This window comes from Empedobacter sp. UBA5924 (genome assembly GCF_002431085.1).
GTDB classification, from domain to species: domain Bacteria; phylum Bacteroidota; class Bacteroidia; order Flavobacteriales; family Weeksellaceae; genus Empedobacter; species Empedobacter falsenii_B.
Genome location: NZ_DJDM01000029.1, coordinates 13,095 through 34,413, shown reverse-complemented (window position 1 = coordinate 34,413; position 21,319 = coordinate 13,095). Strand labels below are relative to the sequence as shown.

Here is a 21,319-nt window from a genome sequence, read left to right as displayed (position 1 = left end):
ATTCATTAGGAAAAGAGAGTAGAAATTATGGAAGGAAAGCGCATATTGTATGTAACAACAGAAATGGTACCTTACTTTCCTGAAAATCCGATGTCTTCACAAGCATTAGATTTGCCAAAAATCATGCAAAGTAGTGGCGCAGATGTAAGAATCTTTATGCCAAGATTTGGAGCAATTAACGAAAGAAGACACCAATTACACGAAGTAATACGACTTTCAGGTATGAACATGATTATTAATGATTTGGATCAGCCATTAATCATTAAAGTCGCTTCTGTTCCAGGAGAAAGACTACAAGTGTATTTTATCGATAACGAAGAATATTTCAAACGTAAAGAAGTTTATGGAGAAGATAATGGATTATTTTCTGATAACGACGAGCGTTCTATTTTCTTCGCAAAAGGAGTTTTAGAGACAGTAAAAAAATTAAACTGGAAACCAGATGTTGTTCACGTAATGGGTTGGATGTCTAGTTTAGTACCATTGTATCTAAAAAAATATTATTCTGACGATCCTTTCTTTCAAGATGCGAAAGTTGTTGTTTCTTTATTTGACAACGGATTTGAAGGAGAATTAGATAACGAATTAGTTAAAAAATTAGCTTTTGATAAAGTAGAAGCTGATGTACAAACATATTTAGAAAAACCTACACATTTGGGTATGATTCAAGCTTCTTTACAATATGCAGATGCAGTTGCGAAAGGAGAAGAGATGATTCCAGAAGATGTGAAAAACTATATCAACCAACAAAATATTCCTCTATTAGACTATTGTTCTAAAGAACAAGCAAAAGAAGTTTACAATAACTTTTATCTTGAGGAAGTAATGAACTCTAATTAAAATCTGTTTAGATTAATGAAAAAATTTTTGAATGTCCTTTCTGTGTCTGTTGCAATGATGATTGGAATGGGAGCAATTGTTTCGTGTGAGAATGAAACACTAGGATTAGATAACAATGTGATTGGAGGTGAGGCAGAAGGAAATGTAAAATCCTTAGATGTTATTGCTTTTAATGCAAATTTTGATACGCTTCGTACAGATAAATTTGTACTTCAAAATGGAGCTTTTGGTGTGTACAACGAACCAATTTTTGGTTCTACATCTTCTAAGTTTTATACACAAATTAGACCTTCGTCTTCAAATGCTGGTGATCAGGATTTTGGAACAGAACCTAAAGTAGATTCTGTGAATTTGGTAATTCCAGTTTATTACAGCACGACTAAAGATCCAATTTCTAAAGATACAATCAATCTTTCTAAACCAGGAGAGAAACCAAAAGATACAGATACAATCCAAATTACAACAAAGTATGCAGTTGACTCTTTGTATGGGAATAAGGATTTAACAATGACGTTGAAAATTAAAGACATTCATACAGTTTTATATAAAGACACGAAATATTTTTCAACATTAAGTGGCCTTGAATCTCCAATTTCTGTTAATTCAAGAGTAATCGGAAAAGCTACAATCGGAAAAACAGTAACAGGAAAAGTTGTTAAACTAAAAACTGGAACTTCTAATATTTCTGAGGTTGTTCCTGGTTACAAAGTTTCTTTAGATCCAGATTATTTTGACGAAAAAATTATTAAAAATGCAAAAACAGGATTGCTTTCTGATTACGCAACATTTATTCGTGAAAATATCAAAGGTTTAGAGTTTTCTGTAGAAGAATCAAATGGATTTATTGTCAATTTTAATCCAAACAAGATTGACTTGAATATGTATTATTCTAAAAAGAATCCTACAGAAAAAAAACCAGATGAAAAGGATTATAAAGAGCGTGTAAGTGTTACTTATGCTTTTGATATGACAAATCAGTGGAATTCTGGTACTGCAAATAATGCCAATATTATTGCTTCTCAAATCGTAAATAATACAATAGGGTCTACTTATTCTACAATCAAACCTGATGAAGTGAATGGTGATGCAAGATTGTATTTAAGCGGAATGAGTGGAAATTATGCAAAATTAAAATTCAATCAAACGCAATTAGATGAATTAAAATCTGAGATGACAAAAAGTAATATTGTGATTCTTGGAGCAAAATTAAAATTCTATATTGATGGTTCAACTAGTTTTCCAAAACCGCCTTATTTAGTTGCTTGGAATAACTACAAAAAAGATGATAAAGTTATAAATGAATTGTATGCAGACGTTTTAGAATTCTATAATTCATATCCTACATCAGTTCACTTTAATCCTATTGTAAAAGGAGATACTGATTATTATACAATTGATATCACGAAACATCTAAAAAGCATGTTAGAGAAAGGAAATGAGTATAAAGATCAAACGATGTTTATTACAATGGGTAATTTTATAACATCTGTTAGCGATGCATCTACGATTAATAGTACACATCCTTTTCAAAATAATAGAGCTTATAATCCTTACAGAGTTGTTTTACATGGAAATAATTCGGAAGTAGCGGATAAAAAATTGAAATTATTGGTATATTACTCTCAAAAATAGGGCGTATTATATTTAACGCATTTAACTTAAAATACTATAAATATTATGTGTGGAATTGTAGGATATATTGGACATCGCGAAGCGTACCCAATAATAATTAATGGACTAAAACGACTAGAATATCGTGGATATGATAGTGCTGGATTAGTTCTTTCTACTGGTACCGATTTTGAATTGGTAAAAACAAAAGGAAAAGTTTCAGACTTAGAAGATAAATCTGCAAGTTTAGATAAAACACCTCATTTAGGGATTGGGCATACTCGTTGGGCAACACATGGTGTTCCAAATGATGTAAACTCTCATCCACATATGTCTAATAATGGACGTTTGGTATTGGTTCATAACGGAATTATCGAAAATTATGAATCAATCAAACAATTATTAAAAGACAAAGGTTACGTTTTTCATAGTGATACGGATACAGAAGTTTTAGTAAACTTTATTCAATTATTTCAAGAAGAACAAAACTTAAATTTAACTGACGCAGTTCGTTTAGCTTTGAATGAAGTGATTGGAGCATATGCGATTGCAGTTTTAGACAAAGAAGAAGCAAATACAATTGTTGTAGGACGTTTAGGTTCTCCATTAGCAATTGGTATTGGAGAGAACGAATTTTTCGTTGCTTCTGATGCTTCTCCGTTTATCGAGTTTACAAAAGATGCGGTTTATTTGGAAGATGGTGACATGGCCACAATTACTTTAGGTAAAGAAGTTGATGTACGCACAATCCAAAATAACGAAGCGGTTTCTTTAGATGTTCAAGAGTTACAATTAAATATCGAAGCGATTGAAAAAGGTGGTTACGAGCATTTCATGTTAAAAGAAATCAACGAACAACCTCGTTCTATTCGTGATACAATGCGTGGACGTTTATTAGTAGACGAAGGCGTTATCAAAATGGCTGGTATTTGGGATCATCAAGAAAAATTCTTGAATGCAAAACGTATCATCATTGTTGCATGTGGAACTTCTTATCATGCAGGTTTAGTTGCAGAATATATGATCGAAGATTTCGCTCGTATTCCTGTAGAAGTAGAATATGCATCAGAGTTCCGTTACCGTAATCCAATCATCAATAAACACGATGTCGTGATTGCAATTTCTCAATCTGGAGAAACAGCAGATACATTGGCAGCACTTAAATTAGCAAAAGAGGCTGGAGCATTTATCTTCGGAATTAATAATGTTGTAGGTTCTTCTATTGCTCGTATTACAGATGCAGGTGCTTATACACACGCAGGACCAGAAATTGGTGTTGCATCAACAAAAGCATTTACAGCTCAGTTAACAATTTTAGCATTGATTGCCTTAAAATTAGGTAAACACAATGGAGAATTATCAACAGAAAAATTCACGTTGTTAACACGCGAATTAGAGCGTATTCCAGATTTAGTTCAACAAATTTTAGACAACTGTGAAGGTGTTGTTGATCAAATCGCAGAAAAATACAAAGACAACAGAAATGCAATTTATTTAGGACGTGGATATAACTATCCATCGGCTTTAGAAGGAGCATTAAAATTGAAAGAAATTTCATATATCCACGCAGAAGGTTATCCAGCAGCAGAAATGAAGCACGGACCAATCGCCTTATTGGACGAAAATATGCCAGTTATTGTTATTGCAACGAAAAAAGGTTATTACGAAAAAGTAGTTTCTAATATTCAAGAAATTAAATCTCGTAGCGCTAAAGTAATTGCAATCGTTAATGATGGTGACGAGCAAGTAACTGCTATGGCAGATGATTACGTGGTAATCCCAGAAACAGCAGAAGAATTCTCTCCAATCTTAACAGCTATTCCATTACAATTATTATCATATTGGATTGCCGTTAAATTAGGTAAGAATGTAGATCAGCCTCGTAACTTGGCAAAATCTGTTACTGTAGAGTAAAAATTATTACAGAGTTAATATATTTAAGGGATGATGTTTTAAAATCATCCCTTTTTCATTTATAAGTTTAAATTAATTATTAATTTCACAAAAAATAACATCATGTTTACAGGAATCGTAGAAGGAGTAGGAAAGCTTATTAAAGCGGAGAAAGATCAATCTAATTTACATTTATGGATTGAGGCTGATTTTTGTGATGAATTAAAAATTGATCAAAGTGTTGCACATAATGGAGTTTGTTTAACAGTTGTTGATTTCAAAGATGGGCTTTACAAAGTCACTGCTATAGAGGAAACGCTACAAAAAACAAATTTTAACACATTAAAAAACGGTGATTTAATCAATTTAGAACGATGTTTGCAATTCAATGGTCGTATCGATGGTCACATTGTGCAGGGTCATGTAGATCAAACCGGAAAAATTGTTTCGATAGAAAACCAAAATGGTAGCTTTTTTGTTACAGTAGAATATGATGAAGCATCGTCTGGAAATGTTACAGTAGAAAAAGGTTCGATTTGTCTTAACGGAATTAGTTTAACAGTTGTTGACAGTAAAGTAGGGCAGTTTTCGGTTGCAATTATTCCATATACTTGGGAGTTTACAAACCTTAATCAAGTGAAAGTTGGCGATACAATGAATTTAGAATTTGATATCTTAGGAAAATACGTCAAAAGATTATTCCAAAAATAAAATGATTAGAAAAAAAAATAACCTATCGCTACCCGTTCGTATTATCATTTATATGGTAACGATTTTGTTATTTACAGCAGGAGCTATCTTGCTGATTACTGCCAATCATTTCAATGCACAAACTAAACAATATCACGAAGATATTCTCAAACGAAAAGTTAGAGCGGTAGAATCTGCGATAGATTATGAAATGGATAATTACCCTGGGATAGCAAGCAAAGATAATATTCATGACATTTTAGAAGATGGTTTTCTTCGCATTGCTGATATCAATAAAACCGATATTGTAATTTATGATTTGCGTGGTAATAAAATTTTAACCACACAGCCAGTTTCAACGACTTATGATGTTTTACCTCAGAAAATATTAGACCAACTACAAAAATCAAATGATTTTATTGTAACCAATAAAGATACGGCTTACGATAACAATGTTTATTCGTCTTATAGTCATATCAAAAATTATTACAACGAAAATATTGCTGTTCTCTGTCTACCTTATCAATCTAACCAAGATTTTTTACAACAAGACATGTTTACATTAATTGGTAGTTATGGATTGGCTTTTGGAGTTATTCTTTTGTTTGGAACATTTGCGGTCTATTTTGTTACTAAACGTACGCTTAATAAACTTTGGTCGTTTGCAGATCGTATTCGCGAAACAGAAGTTATTGTAAACAATATGCCGATTCGTTACGATGGTAACGATGAAATAAAGGTTCTGGTAGATTCTTATAATGATATGTTGTACCGATTGCGGGAACAATCAGATTTGTTGGCTAAACAAGAACGTGAAGAAGCCTGGAGAGATTTTGCAAAACAAGTGGCGCATGAAATCAAAAATCCATTAACACCAATGCGATTAATGATTCAAAATTATATGCGAAAATTTGATATCAATGATCCGAATCTTGAAGAAAAGACGATGCGAACAACTACTATTTTATTGCAACAAATTGATACCATCTCTGCGATAGCCGAAGCTTTTTCAGATTTTGCTAAAATGCCTTCTCGTAAAGACGAAAAAATAGATGTGGTTGATGTTATCAAAAATACCCTTTTTGTATTTCCGATGGAATTTATAGAATTTAATTATTCGCCTAACATCATCATGATGCGTTTTGATAAACAATATATGAATCGAATTATTACCAATATTACTAAGAATGCGTTTCAATCTATTCCACAATCTCGTACAGCAAAAGTGAGAGTAGATGTGGCGTTAGTTAAAGATTTTCTTCATATCACCATTCAAGATAATGGGAATGGAATTCCTGTAGAATCGCAAGATTCTATTTTTGTTCCAAAGTTTACAACAAAGAATAGTGGAATGGGAATTGGTTTGCCAATGGTGAAAAAAATTATTGATGATTACGACGGAACCATTCGTTTCGAAACCGAAATTTTTGTTGGTACAACATTCTATATTTTGATTCCTTACAATGAATAGAAAACCTTTTCGATTCAAACAATTCGAAATTTTTCAAGACAAAACCGCAATGAAAGTAGGCACAGATGGTGTTTTACTTGGTGCTTGGGCTGATTTAAAAAATGGAAATACTATTTTAGATATTGGTACAGGAACTGGATTAATTTCGTTGATGTTAGCGCAACGTTTTCCTCATTCGATGATTGATGCAATAGAAATTGATAACGCTGCTTTTTTACAAGCAAAAGAGAATTTCAATAATGCACCTTTTTCAGATCGATTAACCATTTTTAATTCATCGCTTCAAGATTATTCAACCAATAAAAAATATGATTTGATTGTCAGTAATCCACCTTTTTTTGTGGTGAATGATACGGTTGATTTTGACGCGCGTAAACAAGCACGCCAGCAAGAAACATTGACTTTCGAAGAATTAATAAAAAAAACTGCTGAATTACTACATAAAGACGGATTAGCGAGTTTTATAATTCCATACGATCAAATGGATGGTTTTTGTACGATAGCTGCTCAAAATGCTTTAAAACTATCTCGTGTCGTTTATATCAAAGGGAATTCGACAACGTTAACAAAACGTGTGTTATTAGAATTTAGTTTTCATGAAAAAGAAGTAGAAGAAAAAGAATTAATTATCGAAGTCGATCGTCATCAATACACAGAAGATTATATCGATTTAACAAAAGACTTTTACTTGAAAATGTAATTTTAATCAAAGATAAAAAACGATGAGTAAACGGCTGATTTTATATAAAATAGAAATGTATTTCTCTGTATCTATGTGGTGAATTATTCAACGTTTAAAAACATAAAAAAAAACCGAGCAATTTGCTCGGTTTTGTATTTATTTCTGATTTTCAAAATGAGTTAAAAACTTAATCTTAACCTCCATCTTAATCTTAAATCGTTGGTCCACCAGCTAATAAATCAGCAGTTGCAAACTCTTCAAATTTCTTGAAGTTCGCTTTGAATTTATCTGCTAATTCTTTCGCATTTGCTTCGTATGCTGCTGTAGAATCAAAAGAAGTCGCTGGACTTAATTTTTCTGAAGCAACACCTTCGATTGCAACTGGAACTTCAAATCCGAAATAAGGATCTTTTTTGAATTCTGTATTGTTCAAATCTCCGTTTAAAGCTGCATTGATAACTGCACGTGTATCTTTTAAAGACATACGCTCTTTTTTACCATTCCAACCTGTATTGATTAACCAAACATTTACACCAGTTTTCTCAACTTTATCGCTCAACATTTCAGCATATTTAGTTGGATGTAACGGCATGAATGGCGCACCAAAACATGTAGAAAATGTAGTTTGAGGCTCTGTAACACCAGCTTCTGTACCAGCAACTTTAGATGTATATCCTGAGATAAATAAGTAAGCCGCTTGATCTGGGTTTAATTTTGCAATTGGAGGGAAAACTCCGTAAGCATCAAACGATAAGAAGAAAATATTTTTAGGATTCTTTCCTACAGAAGGAACTGCAATATTTTCGATATAATCAATTGGATAAGAAACACGTGTGTTTTCTGTGATAGATGTATCTGTAAAATCAACCTCGTTAGTTCCTGGAATTAATTTACAGTTTTCTAATAAAGCTCCGTCTTTGATTGCTGCAAAAATTTCTGGCTCACCTTCTGGAGATAAGTTGATAACTTTTGCGTAACAACCACCTTCAAAATTGAAAACCGTATTGTCTTCTGTCCATCCGTGTTCGTCATCACCAATCAAACGTCTGTTTTTGTCTGCTGATAAAGTTGTTTTTCCTGTTCCAGATAAACCAAAGAACATTGCTGTATCTCCATTTTCACCAGAGTTTGCAGAACAGTGCATTGGTAAAGTATTTCTGAATACTGGCATGATGAAGTTTAAGGCAGAGAAAATACCTTTTTTCATTTCTCCTGTATAACCAGTTCCTCCGTTTAAAACGATTTTACGTTTAAAGTTTAAGATAGAGAAATTGTGTTGTCTTGTTCCATCTTCATCTGCATCAGCTATAAAAGTTGGCGCATTGATAATTGTCCATTCAGAATCACCAAAGTTTTTTAATTCTTCTTCCGTTGGACGAATAAACATGTTATAGATAAATAAATTAGCCGCAGGAGTTTCTGTAATTGCTCTAATTTTTGTTTTGTAAGAATCATCAGCACAAGCAAAAGCATCACGTACATAAATTTCGCGGTTGCTTAAATGCTCAACAACTTTATCATACAAAGCATCAAATTTATCAGAATCGAAAGGAATATTGATGTTTCTATCCCACCAAACGTTTTCTGCAGTAATATCATCTTTTACAATAAAACGGTCTTTAGGTGAACGACCTGTAAATTCTCCTGTTAACATATTTACTGCTCCAGAAGATGTAATTTCTCCTTGTCCTAGCTCTACCATTTTCTCCGTAAGCTCTTCAGGAGATAATTGATAGTTAATTTTGGAATTTTTTATTCCGTAAGATGCCAATTCTATGCTCATTTTTGTGATTTTTATAGTATTTTAAAATATTAAAGGTAAAAACTTTGCACAAAGTTACAATAAAAAAAAGCGTGAAAAATTTGACTTATGTCATTCACTTAAACGTTTTCGTGAATATTTATTCAGCTTATATTTGCAAGTTCTTATGCGTGCATATAAAAAAAAGCTTGTATTTAATATAAGTTTTATATTTTTGCACTAGTTTACAACAATTAAAATTAGAAAATTATGTCTGACATTACATCAAGAGTGAAAGCGATTATCGTAGATAAATTAGGAGTTGACGAAAGCGAAGTTACGCTAGAAGCAAGTTTCACTAACGATTTAGGAGCTGATTCATTAGACACAGTAGAATTAATCATGGAATTCGAAAAAGAATTTGATATCCAAATTCCAGACGATCAAGCAGAAAAAATTTCTACTGTAGGTCAAGCTGTAACATACATCGAAGACTTAAACAAGTAATAGTTCCTATTTTATGGAATTAAAAAGAGTAGTAGTAACAGGTTTAGGCGCGCTAACACCAATCGGAAATACATACCAAGAATATTGGAATGGATTAGTGAATGGTGTAAGTGGCGCTGCGCCTATTACGCTTTTTGACGCAACTCTTTTTAAGACACAATTTGCTTGTGAGATCAAGAACTTCAATATTGAAGATCATTTTGATCGTAAAGAGGCAAGAAAAATTGACCGTTGTGCCCAATTGGGAATTATTGCAGCTAGAGAGGCAATAAAACACAGTGGAATCTTAGAAGATGCAAATGTAAACAAAGAGCGTATCGGCGTTATATGGGGATCTGGTATTGGTGGAATTAAAACTTTTGAAGAAGAAGTTTCTAATTACGCAACAGGAAATGGAACACCACGTTTCAATCCTTTCTTTATCCCTAAGATGATTGCAGATATCACGCCTGGTCATATTTCAATGGAATTTGGTCTTATGGGACCTAATTATACAACTGTTTCGGCATGTGCCTCTTCTACAAACGCAATTATTGATGCTTACATGTTATTAAGACTTGGAAAAGCTGATGCAATTGTTGCAGGAGGGTCAGAAGCTGCGATTACAGCTGCAAGTATTGGAGGTTTCAATGCATTACATGCGTTATCTACACGAAATGATGATCCACAAACTGCTTCTCGTCCATTCGACAAAGACCGCGACGGTTTTGTAATGGGAGAAGGAGCTGGAAGTATTATTTTAGAAGAATACGAACATGCAATTGCTCGTGGAGCTACAATTTATGCAGAATTAGTAGGAACAGGAATGACAGCAGATGCTCACCATATTACAGCACCACATCCAGAAGGATTAGGCGCACTTAATGTGATGAGAGAAGCTTTATTAGACGCAAATATCAACGTAGAAGATGTAGATCATATTAATATGCATGGTACATCGACTGGATTAGGAGATATTGCAGAATCTAAAGCTATTCAAAAATTATTTGGAGAACATGCTTATAATATTCAAATCAATTCAACAAAATCTATGACTGGTCACTTATTAGGTGGTGCAGGGATTATTGAAGCGATTTCGGCTATTGGAGCAATCAATAACAGTATCGTTCCACCAACAATTAATCATTTTACGGATGATGAAAATCTTGATCCGAAAATCGATTATACATTTAACAAAGCAAAAGAGAAAAATGTAGATTATGCATTGAGTAATACTTTTGGTTTTGGTGGTCACAATGCTTGTGTGATATTTAAGAAGTATAAGTAATGTCTTTCTTAAAAAAATTATTTTCTTTTAAAAATCATCGTGATGATTCAAATTCATCTGATCCTTTTTTGAAATTTTTGAAGTCGATTTTGGGTTATACTCCTCGCAATGTTGAGGTTTTTAAAGAAGCATTTACCCACAGATCTGCACAGAAAAAAGATGAAAACGGAAACAGTATAAACTTTGAAAGATTAGAGTTTTTAGGAGATGCATTACTTGGTGCTTCTGCAGCAATGCACTTATACTACAAAGCGCCAGATCAACAAGAAGGTTATTTGACAAAAATGCGTTCTAAAATTGTTTCGCGTAAACAATTGAATGCCGTTTCCAAACAACTTGGCTTGTTAGATTATTTGGATCCAATGAACAATCACAACAATTTAGGTGAAGACGTAAATGGTGATATGTTGGAGGCTTTGGTTGGTGCAATTTATGTTGATGGAGGCATAGATGCTGTACAAAAATTTATTCAAGTCAAAATTATTGACCCTTATGCGGATTTAGATCGTTTGGAACACACGATTACAAGTCACAAATCGTTGATTTTGGAATGGAGTCAAAAAACGAGAAATACGATAAGATTCAATACATTTGAGGAGCAAAACGCAGAAGATTTGCAGGTTTTTGTGTCAGTAATCCGTCTCAATGATAAAGTCATCTCGAAAGGGAGAGGAACTTCTAAAAAGAAAGCGGAGGAAAGTGCAGCAAAACGCGCGTACTATTCGTTACAAAAGAAAATAGAAAAAGTTTAGAAACATGGCAGAATTACTGTTATATGATGATTGGATAGATTTTCATCTCATAGGCGTAAATTCTAGTTTTAACACTTCTATACAATTTATTTTCCATCTCAACTCTACTTTTGATACGCGTTTTGAGCGTATTCACGATTTGGATATTCTGTTAGATGAGCATACTTATTTTTTCGAAACCTATCAATGGTTAGACGAAGCAAATAAAATAGATTATCATATCATTAAAAATACTCCAAATCAATCCGATTTTAAAAAAAATGAAGTAGATTTATCAAATCTTTTCAAAGAGAGCGTTATTCTTGTGCCAAATTACAAGGATTGCAATTATGTAGTAAAAATCTCTGGTTGGGAAGATGAACTACAATATCTTCAACTACCATTTGTAGAAAAAGATTTTATAAAAACGATCAAAAAAATAGATATCGATTTGATTAGCAATGCAGATCAATTGGTTTTCTAACAAAATATTGTGCATAAAAAAAGGGAAAAATTATGATTTACGATAGACAATATCTTAAAAAGACAAAAATTGTCGCGACTTTAGGTCCGGCAACAGAAAGTCCAGAGATTTTATTAGAAATGATGAGAAAAGGAACAGATGTGTTCCGTATCAACTTTTCGCACGCAGATTATGCGGATGTGAAACGTAAGATTGAAACAATCCATCAATTAAATAACGATCATGGCTACAATACAGCAATTTTAGCGGATTTACAAGGACCTAAATTGCGTATTGGAAAAATGGAACACGAAGATTTTATCATCAATCCAGGAGATATTTTAACTTTCACAAACGAAGATGTTGTAGGAACGAAAGAGAAAGTTTTTATGACGTACAAAAAGTTTGCGCAAGACGTGCAAGTGGGAGAAAATATTTTGATTGATGACGGAAAATTAATCTTCAAAGTAATCGAGACAAACGGAACGGATACTGTAAAAGCAGAAACGATTCAAGGTGGTCCATTACGTTCTAAAAAAGGAGTTAACTTACCAAATACAAATATTTCTTTACCAGCTTTAACAGAAAAAGATAAAGAAGATGCAAAATTCGCAATCGAAAATCGTGTAGATTGGTTTGCATTATCTTTCGTTCGTTCTGGACAAGATGTAAAAGATTTATCAGAATTTATCAAAGAAAATGGAACATTAAAAATTCCAATTATCTCTAAAATTGAAAAACCAGAAGCATTAGAAAATATCGATGATATTTTAGAATTTTCTGATGGATTAATGGTTGCTCGTGGAGATTTAGGAGTTGAGGTTCCGTTTGAAATCGTTCCAAAAGCGCAAAAACAATTAATTGACAAAGCAAAATTAGCTCGTAAACCGGTTATTGTTGCAACGCAAATGATGGAAACAATGATTTCTAGTTTGACACCAACTCGTGCTGAGGTTTCTGACGTTGCAAATGCAGTTTTTGATGGAGCAGATGCAGTGATGTTATCTGGAGAAACTTCTGTAGGGCAATATCCTGTACAAGTTATCGAGAAAATGACAAAAATTCTTCAAACTGTTGAAGATGATGATCACGTGCATGTACCAGAGCACAAACCAAAGATCAAAAACGAACGTTTCGTAACTGATATGGTTTGTTATAATGCAGCTAGAATGGCAGAAGATACAGGAGCGAAAGCAATTGCAACTTTAACGTATTCTGGTTATACCGCTTTCCAAATTTCTTCTCATCGTCCAAATTCATTTATTTTAGTTTTCAACCCAAGTAAACGTATTAACCGTATGTTGAATTTGTTATGGGGAGTGAAAGCAATCAATTACGATCCTCGCGATACTTCTACCGATCAAACGGTAACTGAGGTAAATATCTTAGCGAAGAATGCAGGTTACGTAGAATATGGTGATTATATCATCAATCTGAATGCAATGCCAGCATTTGAGAAAGGAATTACAAATACATTACGTATTTCGATGATTTAATAAAATCAATAATAATACTTTAAAGCGTTCAATTTTGAACGCTTTTTTTGTATTTAAAAGAAAAATCATAATAGAATGCTATGATATAGTAGTTTTTAATAACTTTACAAGTTCGAATTAGAAGAATTTATGTGTATTTATAACGTGATATTATCTGGAGGAGTAGGAAGTCGTTTATGGCCACTTTCTCGTAAAAGTCATCCAAAACAATATTTACCTTTGTTTAATGAGCAATCATTATTTGAGTTAACGATTCAACGTAATCGTCCAATTGCCGATAAATTAATTGTGATTGGGAATAAAGATAATGACCATTTAAGTCAAGAAGCTTTAGATAAGCTCGATGTTGAATACACAAAAATTGTAGAAGCTGTTCCTCGTAATACAGCTGCTGCGATTGCATTTGCGGCTTTAGCAGTTGAGGATGATGATATTCTAATTGTTACACCATCTGATCATTTGATCGAAGATATGGAAGCTTATCAAGTTGCAATGAAAAAAGCGATTGCGTTAGCCGAAAAAGATTATATCGTAACATTTGGTGTTCATCCGACTCGTCCAGAAACGGGTTATGGTTATATTGAGCACAAAGGAGATAATGTACTTTCTTTCCGTGAAAAACCAAATCATATTACTGCGCAAGATTTTATCGAGCAAGGAAACTTTTTGTGGAATAGTGGAATGTTTTGTTTCAAAGCGAGAGTTTTATTGAAAGAATTAAAGAAATTTGAGAAAGAAATTTACGAAACTTCAAAAATTGCTTGGGCAGAAAATATTAACGGAGAATTGAACGAAGAACTTTCAATGAATATTCCGTCAAATAGTATCGATTACGCCGTAATGGAACGAAGCAAGAAGATAAAAGTCGTTCCAGCTAAATTTGTTTGGAATGATTTAGGTTCTTTCGAATCCTTGTATGATTATTTTGTAATGAACGGACATTATGTTGATCGTAATGGAAACATGGTGATTGGAACTGATGTTTATACTTCTTTTGTTGGTTTACAAAACACCATTTTTGTCAATACCCCAACAGCGAATTTAATTCTACAAAAAGAATATTCGCAGGAAGTAAAGAACGTTTATACGCATTTAGAAAAAAGAAATTCTGAATTAATTTAAATACCTAGCACTCGATTTGAGTGCTTTTTTTATGTCATAAAAGCTTACAATTAATTCAATATAAATCCCTAAATTTGTCGCTCCAACAATAGTATTATAAAATGACAACGGGAATTACATTCGGTATATTTGACTTGCTTCATGCAGGTCATGTGATGATGCTCGAAGAAGCTAAAAGACAATGCGACTACTTAATTGTAGGGCTTAATACAGATCCTGCAAGTGTAGACCCTTCAAAAAATAGTCCTACGCAATCCATCGTAGAGCGTTATATTCAATTAGAAGGTTGTCGTTATGTCGACGAAATTATTCCTTACGAAACCGAACAAGATTTGTTTGATATGTTAAGTGCTTTACCAGTAAATATTAGAATTATAGGGGAAGAATACCGAAATATCGACTTTACGGGAAAACAATATTGTTTAGATAATCATATTCAAATTTACTACAACAAGCGTACACACCGCTTCTCTAGTTCTGGATTAAGAAAAGTAGTTGCGACTTCTGAAAAGGAGAAATAATGAAAACAGTATTCATAACTGGTGTAGCTGGTTTCATAGGTTACCATTTAGCTGAAAAATTAATCGAAAAAAACATCAAAGTTGTTGGAATTGATAACATTAACGATTATTACACTGTTCAGTTAAAATATGATCGATTAAAAGAATTAGGAATCAATCAAGAATTTGCTTCAAATTTTGGGCAGAAAGTTCTTTCTTCTAAACACGAAGAAAAGATGATTTTCTATCGCATGAATTTAGAAGATAAAGAGTCATTGGCTCATCTTTTTAAAACATATTCGTTTGATGCGGTTGTTAATATGGCAGCTCAGGCTGGTGTTCGTTATAGTATCGAAAATCCTGATGCCTATGGACAAAGTAATTTGGTTGGTTTTCTAAATATTTTAGAATGTTGCCGAAATTATAACGTCAAAAAATTACTGTACGCAAGTAGTTCAAGTATTTACGGAAACTCTTCAGATGTTCCTTTTTCAACAAATCAAAACGTTGATCATCCTATTAGTTTATATGCGGCTACCAAAAAAGCAAACGAGCTTATGGCGCATGCGTATAGCCATTTGTACGATTTCCAAACCATAGGTTTGCGATTTTTTACCGTTTATGGACCTTGGGGACGACCAGATATGGCCATGTTTTTGTTTACAGATGCTATTTTGAATCATCAACCCTTAAAAGTGTTTAATCACGGCGATTTGTCACGCGATTTCACTTACATTGATGATATTATTCAAGGAATAGACAAAATACTTGAAGATAAAAATACAAACGAAAAATACCAATTATACAATATAGGAAATAGTAAACCTGTTCAATTAATGGATTTTATCAAAGAAATCGAAAAGTCAACAGGAGAAAAAGCTATTTTAGAAATGTATCCGATGCAAGCAGGAGATGTCAATCAAACATGGGCAGATGTCCAAGAGTTGAAAGATAAATTTGGTTATAATCCTCATTATCCGGTTGACAAAGGAGTGTATAACTTTGTACAATGGTACAGAAAATATTATAATAAATGAATCAACAACATAAAATAGCAGTTATCGGTTTAGGTTACGTAGGTTTACCTTTGGCTCGATTATTTGCAACAAAATACCCTGTTGTTGGGTTTGATATCAATCAGAAACGTATTGCTGAATTAAACCAAGGACGCGACTTAACATTAGAGGTTTCTGATGAAGTATTGCAATCAGTTTTAGTTACTGAGAATCCAATTAATCAATTAAACGATTCAACAGCTCAACCAACCCATGGTTTATTCTGTTCAGCTAATTTAGACGATATCAAAGACGCTAATATCTATGTCGTAACCGTTCCAACGCCAGTAGATAAGAATAATCGACCAGACTTGACTCCTTTGAAAAAGTCTTCAGAAACAGTAGGAAAAGTGTTGAAACCAAATGATATTGTTATTTACGAATCAACGGTTTATCCAGGTGTTACAGAAGAAGAATGTATTCCAGTATTGGAACATTCTTCGGGATTGAAATTTAACCAAGATTTTTATGCGGGATATTCACCAGAGCGAATTAATCCAGGCGATAAAAAACACACGGTTGAGAAAATTTTAAAAGTAACATCAGGTTCAACGCCAGCAATTGGAAAAATTGTTGACGATTTATATCAATCCGTAATTGTTGCCGGAACGCATTTAGCACCGACAATCAAGGTTGCAGAAGCATCGAAAGTCATCGAAAATTCGCAACGTGATATCAATATTGCGTTTATTAACGAATTATCGAAGATTTTCTCGCTAATGGATATTGATACAAATGATGTTTTAGAAGCAGCTGGAACAAAATGGAATTTTTTACCATTCAAACCAGGTTTGGTTGGAGGACATTGTATTGGTGTTGATCCATTTTATTTGGCTCAAAAGGCACAAGAAATTGGTTATTATTCTGAATTAATTTTAGCAGCAAGACGATTAAACGATTCAATGGGAGCGTTTGTAGCTTCTCAGGTTGTTAAATTGTTAATTCACAACGATATCAAAGTAAAAGGCGCAAAAATTCTCAATTTAGGAATTACCTTTAAAGAAAATTGCCCCGATATACGAAATTCAAAAGCAATTGATGTGATTCATGCTTTAGAAGAATATGGAATAGAGGTGACAACGTTAGACCCTTGGGCTAACCCAGATGAGGTAAACCATGAATACGGAATAACTTTTTGTAATACATGGGATCAGGTTTTCCAGTTCACCAATTCACCAGTTCACCAATTCGACGCCATCATTCTAACAGTATCACACGACGAATTTTTAAATCTTCAATTAACTGATTATTTAAAAGAAAATGGAGTGATTTATGATGTAAAAGGAGCTTTGCCTAAAGAAGAAGTTGATAAACGACTATAAAATACTATGAAAACTATTTTAATTACAGGTGGGGCTGGATTTATCGGTTCTCACGTTGTAAGAGAATTTGTCTTAAACTATCCTGAAACGAAAATCATCAACCTTGATGCGTTGACCTATGCAGGAAATTTAGAAAATTTGAAAGATATCGAAAGTAAATCAAATTACGAATTCGTAAAAGCTGATATTACGGATGCGAAACATATTTTAGAGGTTTTTGAAAAACATCAACCAGATGGAGTAATCCATTTAGCTGCCGAATCTCATGTCGATCGTTCGATTACAAATCCGTTAGATTTTGTGATGACGAATGTGATTGGTACGGTTAATCTTTTGAATGCTGCAAAAACAATTTGGAACAATAATTTCGAAGGAAAACGTTTTCATCATGTTTCGACAGATGAGGTTTTTGGTGCATTAGGCGACGAAGGGTTTTTTACAGAAGAAACGTCTTATGATCCACATTCACCTTATTCGGCATCCAAAGCATCTTCGGATCATTTTGTGCGCGCATACCACGATACATACGGCTTACCGATTGTTTTGACAAACTGTTCAAATAATTATGGACCAAATCATTTTCCTGAAAAATTGATTCCATTATGTATTCATAATATTTTAAATAATAATCCACTTCCAATTTATGGAGATGGAAAATATACGCGCGATTGGTTGTTTGTAATTGATCATGCCAAGGCGATTGATTTAGTTTTCCACGAAGGAAAAAATAGAGGTTCTTACAATGTAGGAGGTTTCAACGAATGGAAAAACATCGATTTGGTGAAAGAATTGTGTAAACAAATGGACGAAAAATTGGGTAAAGAAGCAGGAACTTTAGAACAATTAATCACCTTTGTGAAAGATCGACCAGGACACGATTTACGTTATGCCATCGATGCAACAAAAATCAACGAAGAATTAGGCTGGAAACCAAGTGTGACGTTTGAGCAAGGTTTGAGTCTAACAATTGATTGGTTTTTATCCAACAAAGAATGGCTAGACAATGTAACCTCTGGCGATTACCAAAAATATTACGAAAAACAGTATAATTAATAGTTAATAAGGTTAAGAAAGTTAAGAAGGTTAAGAAAGTTAAGAAAGTTAAGAAAGTTAGTTCTCCCCATTTCTCTATTTTCTCATTTCAACTTAAGCCTTTTTTACCACCACACATATAAAACTTTAAAAAATATGGCTAGTCATAAAGAATTAAAAGTTTGGCAAGAATCTATGGATTTAGTCGTCTGTATTTATGAAACTGTAAAAATTTTCCCTAAAGAAGAACTTTACGGATTGACAAGTCAAATGAAACGGAGTGCGGTCTCTATCCCAAGTAATATTGCAGAAGGAGCAGGTCGACAAAGTCAAGCTGAGTTTATACGTTTTCTTTATATTGCGCTAGGTTCAGTAAGTGAACTTGAAACGCAATTGGAAATAGCTTTTCGATTAGGATTTATTGGTAATTTAATACAATTTCAAAAGAGTATAAATTATATAAAAAGTATGCTTTCTAAATTGATTAAATCATTGAGAATAGATTAACCTTTTATAACCTTATCAACTTTATTAACATTATAAAACAATATTGACAATTAAATGAAAGCAACAGAAACGAAATTAAAAGGTTGTTTTATTTTAGAACCTACAGTTTTTGAAGATTCAAGAGGTTATTTCTTTGAATCATATAATGAAAATAAATTAGAAGAAATTTTGGGTTATAAACCAACTTTTGTTCAAGATAATCAGTCTAATTCATCTTACGGTGTTGTACGTGGTTTACATATGCAAGCGGGAGAACATGCGCAAGCAAAGTTAGTTCGTGTTGTAGAGGGAGCAGTGATAGATGTTGCAGTTGATGTTCGTCCAGGTTCTGAAACCTATGGTCAATCAGTTGCAGTTGAGTTATCGGCAGATAATAAAAGACAATTATTTATTCCGAGAGGATTTTTACATGGATTTTCTGTTATTTCTGATTCAGCTACATTTTTTTATAAATGTGACAACGGGTATAATAAATCTTCTGAGGATGGAGTGAATCCATTAGATAAAGAAATTGGAATTGATTGGGGAGTTCCTTCAGAGAAAATGATTATCTCTGATAAAGATCAAGAAGCGCAGTCGTTTGGAGAGTTTAAGGTGAAAAAGTGAAGAGGTGAAGAGGTGAAGGAGTTAACAAGTTAACAAGTTTACATGATCACACGTTCACACGTTTACAAGTTCACAATTTGACAAGTGAAGAAGTTAACAAGTGAAGAGGTGAAGAAGTTACAAATTCACACGTTTACAAGTTTACATGATCACACGTTTACAAGTTCACAAGTTTCACAAAATCACATAAAATACAATAGATGAAGAGCCATAAGGATTTATTAGTATATCAGAAATCATTAGATCTGGTCACAAATATTTATTCTATTACAGATTGCTTCCCAAAAGAAGAGCAATTTGGTTTGACAAACCAATTAAGAAGAGCATCAGTATCTGTCCCTTCTAATATTGCGGAAGGAGCTGGAAGAAAAAGTAAAAAAGAATTTATTCATTTTTTGTACATCGCTTTAGGCTCATTGAATGAAATTGAAACACAATTAGAAATATCTAAAAGATTAAATTATATAAGTAATTTAGATGATTTTGATACACAATTTTTACACATCAAAAGAATGCTCTTAAAATTAATCGAATCATTGAAAAGGGATATTGAAGAAGGTTAACAAGTGAAGAAGTGAAGAAGTGAAAGAGGTTAACAAGTGAAGAGGTGAAGGAGTTACAAGTTCACAAGTTCACACGTTTACAATTTGACAAGTTCACAATTTGACAAGTGAAGAAGTGAAAGAGTTAACAAGTGAAGAGGTGAAGGAGTTACAAGTTCACAAGTTCACACGTTTACAAGTTCACAAGTTCACAATTTGACAAGTGAAGGAGTGAACAAGTTAACAAGTGAAGAAGTGAAGAAGTGAAGAGGTTAACAAGTGAACAAGTGAAAAAGTGAAGGAGTTACAAGTTCACACGTTTACAAGTTCACAAGTTCACCCTTTAACCATCTAACCGTTTTAACAACAAAAAAAAACATGAAAGGAATAATTTTAGCTGGAGGATCGGGAACAAGATTACATCCATTAACATTGGCTGTAAGCAAGCAATTGATGCCTGTTTATGACAAACCAATGATTTACTATCCGTTGTCGACATTAATGTTGGCAGGGATAAATGAAATATTGATTATTTCTACTCCTCATGATTTGCCACATTTTGAAAAATTATTAGGAGATGGTTCTCAAATAGGATGTAAATTTGCGTATAAAGAACAACCGAGTCCAGATGGTTTAGCACAAGCTTTTATTTTAGGCGAAGAATTCATTGGAACTGATAAAGTCGCTTTGATTTTAGGAGATAATATTTTTTATGCTTCTGGAATGTCTAAATTATTACAAGATTCTGCAGATCCAAATGGTGGCGTAGTTTTTGCTTACCAAGTGAGCGATCCCGAACGATATGGTGTGGTTGAATTTAATGAGCAAAATGAAGTTGTCTCTATTGAAGAAAAACCAAAAGAACCAAAATCAAATTATGCGGTTCCAGGATTATATTTCTATGATAATGATGTGGTTGAAATAGCAAAAAATATACAACCTTCTCCACGAGGTGAATTAGAGATTACGGATATTAATGCCGAATATTTAAAAAGAGGGAAATTAAAAGTAGGTGTCTTCAACCGGGGTACCGCTTGGTTAGATACAGGAACAATCAATTCGTTGATGCAAGCCGGGCAGTTTGTTCAAGTCATCGAAGAACGTCAAGGGTTGAAAATTGGTGCGATTGAAGAAGTTGCTTATCGTATGGGGTACATCAACAAGGAACAGTTAAATGAGATTGCTGAACCATTACGCAAAAGTGGGTATGGAGAGTATTTGATGAAAGTTTGTAAGTAATA

Annotated in this window: 21 protein-coding genes; 20 read left to right on the top strand and 1 reads right to left on the bottom strand. The window is 33.2% G+C overall.

All coding sequences use genetic code 11. The features are described from left to right. Positions 1-27: 27 nt before the first annotated feature. From B3792_RS08135 to B3792_RS08110, 6 genes are all read left to right on the top strand, one after another. The gene (locus tag B3792_RS08135; RefSeq protein WP_038336009.1) at positions 28-840 is read left to right on the top strand and encodes a glycogen/starch synthase; all 813 of its coding nucleotides are present in this window, start codon (positions 28-30) and stop codon (positions 838-840) included. Between the two features lie 15 nt (positions 841-855). Further along, positions 856-2,472 (top strand): DUF4270 family protein, encoded by a 1,617-nt coding sequence (locus tag B3792_RS08130; protein ID WP_291069352.1) that lies wholly within the window; start codon positions 856-858, stop codon positions 2,470-2,472. A 45-nt stretch (positions 2,473-2,517) separates the two neighbouring features. Continuing rightward, on the top strand, positions 2,518-4,365 hold the full coding sequence (glmS, locus tag B3792_RS08125; protein WP_291069350.1) for a glutamine--fructose-6-phosphate transaminase (isomerizing): 1,848 nt from the start codon (positions 2,518-2,520) through the stop codon (positions 4,363-4,365). Between the two features lie 102 nt (positions 4,366-4,467). Beyond that, positions 4,468-5,055, top strand: coding sequence for a riboflavin synthase (locus B3792_RS08120; protein WP_180905568.1), 588 nt, complete (start codon positions 4,468-4,470; stop codon positions 5,053-5,055). A 1-nt stretch (position 5,056) separates the two neighbouring features. Then, positions 5,057-6,505 carry an ATP-binding protein gene (locus B3792_RS08115; RefSeq protein ID WP_291069348.1) on the top strand — a complete coding sequence of 483 codons (1,449 nt, stop codon included), beginning with the start codon at positions 5,057-5,059 and terminating at the stop codon, positions 6,503-6,505. Next, entirely contained in the window at positions 6,498-7,205 is a 708-nt protein-coding gene (locus B3792_RS08110) for a tRNA1(Val) (adenine(37)-N6)-methyltransferase (protein WP_291069346.1), read from the top strand. Before B3792_RS08115 ends, B3792_RS08110 begins: the two co-directional genes overlap by 8 nt. Before the next feature lie 193 nt (positions 7,206-7,398). On the opposite strand, the gene pckA is transcribed toward B3792_RS08110, so the two are convergent. Further along, positions 7,399-8,970, bottom strand: a complete 1,572-nt coding sequence (pckA, locus tag B3792_RS08105) for a phosphoenolpyruvate carboxykinase (ATP) (protein WP_291069344.1) — start codon at positions 8,968-8,970, stop codon at positions 7,399-7,401. Between the two features lie 228 nt (positions 8,971-9,198). Here pckA and B3792_RS08100 point away from each other — a divergent pair, with 228 nt between their 5' ends. The 14 genes from B3792_RS08100 to rfbA all read left to right on the top strand — a co-directional run bounded on the left by B3792_RS08100 (position 9,199) and on the right by rfbA (position 21,317). Further along, the gene (locus B3792_RS08100) at positions 9,199-9,435 is read left to right on the top strand and encodes an acyl carrier protein (RefSeq protein WP_038336002.1); all 237 of its coding nucleotides are present in this window, start codon (positions 9,199-9,201) and stop codon (positions 9,433-9,435) included. A 13-nt stretch (positions 9,436-9,448) separates the two neighbouring features. After that, positions 9,449-10,702: a beta-ketoacyl-ACP synthase II gene (gene fabF / locus B3792_RS08095; protein ID WP_135835585.1), complete on the top strand. Its 1,254-nt coding sequence runs from the start codon at positions 9,449-9,451 to the stop codon at positions 10,700-10,702. Beyond that, a complete protein-coding gene (rnc, locus tag B3792_RS08090; protein ID WP_038336000.1) occupies positions 10,702-11,454 on the top strand; it encodes a ribonuclease III in 753 nt (250 codons plus the stop codon). Before fabF ends, rnc begins: the two co-directional genes overlap by 1 nt. 4 nt (positions 11,455-11,458) lie before the next feature. Further along, positions 11,459-11,917 (top strand): IPExxxVDY family protein, encoded by a 459-nt coding sequence (locus tag B3792_RS08085; protein ID WP_291069340.1) that lies wholly within the window; start codon positions 11,459-11,461, stop codon positions 11,915-11,917. A gap of 32 nt (positions 11,918-11,949) precedes the next feature. Further along, positions 11,950-13,392 carry a pyruvate kinase gene (gene pyk / locus B3792_RS08080; protein WP_280062260.1) on the top strand — a complete coding sequence of 481 codons (1,443 nt, stop codon included), beginning with the start codon at positions 11,950-11,952 and terminating at the stop codon, positions 13,390-13,392. A 129-nt stretch (positions 13,393-13,521) separates the two neighbouring features. Then, positions 13,522-14,514, top strand: a complete 993-nt coding sequence (locus tag B3792_RS08075) for a mannose-1-phosphate guanylyltransferase (protein WP_291069337.1) — start codon at positions 13,522-13,524, stop codon at positions 14,512-14,514. Positions 14,515-14,615: 101 nt separating this feature from the next. Beyond that, positions 14,616-15,035, top strand: coding sequence for an adenylyltransferase/cytidyltransferase family protein (locus tag B3792_RS08070; RefSeq protein WP_291059886.1), 420 nt, complete (start codon positions 14,616-14,618; stop codon positions 15,033-15,035). Beyond that, positions 15,035-16,051 carry an NAD-dependent epimerase/dehydratase family protein gene (locus B3792_RS08065; RefSeq protein WP_291069335.1) on the top strand — a complete coding sequence of 339 codons (1,017 nt, stop codon included), beginning with the start codon at positions 15,035-15,037 and terminating at the stop codon, positions 16,049-16,051. The genes B3792_RS08070 and B3792_RS08065 overlap by 1 nt, the downstream gene beginning before the upstream one ends. Then, positions 16,048-17,391, top strand: coding sequence for a nucleotide sugar dehydrogenase (locus B3792_RS08060; protein WP_291069333.1), 1,344 nt, complete (start codon positions 16,048-16,050; stop codon positions 17,389-17,391). Before B3792_RS08065 ends, B3792_RS08060 begins: the two co-directional genes overlap by 4 nt. A 6-nt stretch (positions 17,392-17,397) precedes the next feature. After that, a complete protein-coding gene (gene rfbB / locus B3792_RS08055) occupies positions 17,398-18,444 on the top strand; it encodes a dTDP-glucose 4,6-dehydratase (RefSeq protein ID WP_291069332.1) in 1,047 nt (348 codons plus the stop codon). 135 nt (positions 18,445-18,579) lie between these two features. After that, positions 18,580-18,930: a four helix bundle protein gene (locus B3792_RS08050; RefSeq protein WP_114998499.1), complete on the top strand. Its 351-nt coding sequence runs from the start codon at positions 18,580-18,582 to the stop codon at positions 18,928-18,930. Between the two features lie 54 nt (positions 18,931-18,984). Then, positions 18,985-19,536 carry a dTDP-4-dehydrorhamnose 3,5-epimerase gene (gene rfbC / locus B3792_RS08045; RefSeq protein ID WP_291069329.1) on the top strand — a complete coding sequence of 184 codons (552 nt, stop codon included), beginning with the start codon at positions 18,985-18,987 and terminating at the stop codon, positions 19,534-19,536. 200 nt (positions 19,537-19,736) lie between these two features. Beyond that, on the top strand, positions 19,737-20,099 hold the full coding sequence (locus tag B3792_RS08040; protein WP_038335987.1) for a four helix bundle protein: 363 nt from the start codon (positions 19,737-19,739) through the stop codon (positions 20,097-20,099). A gap of 357 nt (positions 20,100-20,456) precedes the next feature. Next, positions 20,457-21,317 (top strand): glucose-1-phosphate thymidylyltransferase RfbA, encoded by an 861-nt coding sequence (gene rfbA / locus B3792_RS08035; RefSeq protein WP_291069327.1) that lies wholly within the window; start codon positions 20,457-20,459, stop codon positions 21,315-21,317. Positions 21,318-21,319 lie beyond the last annotated feature (2 nt).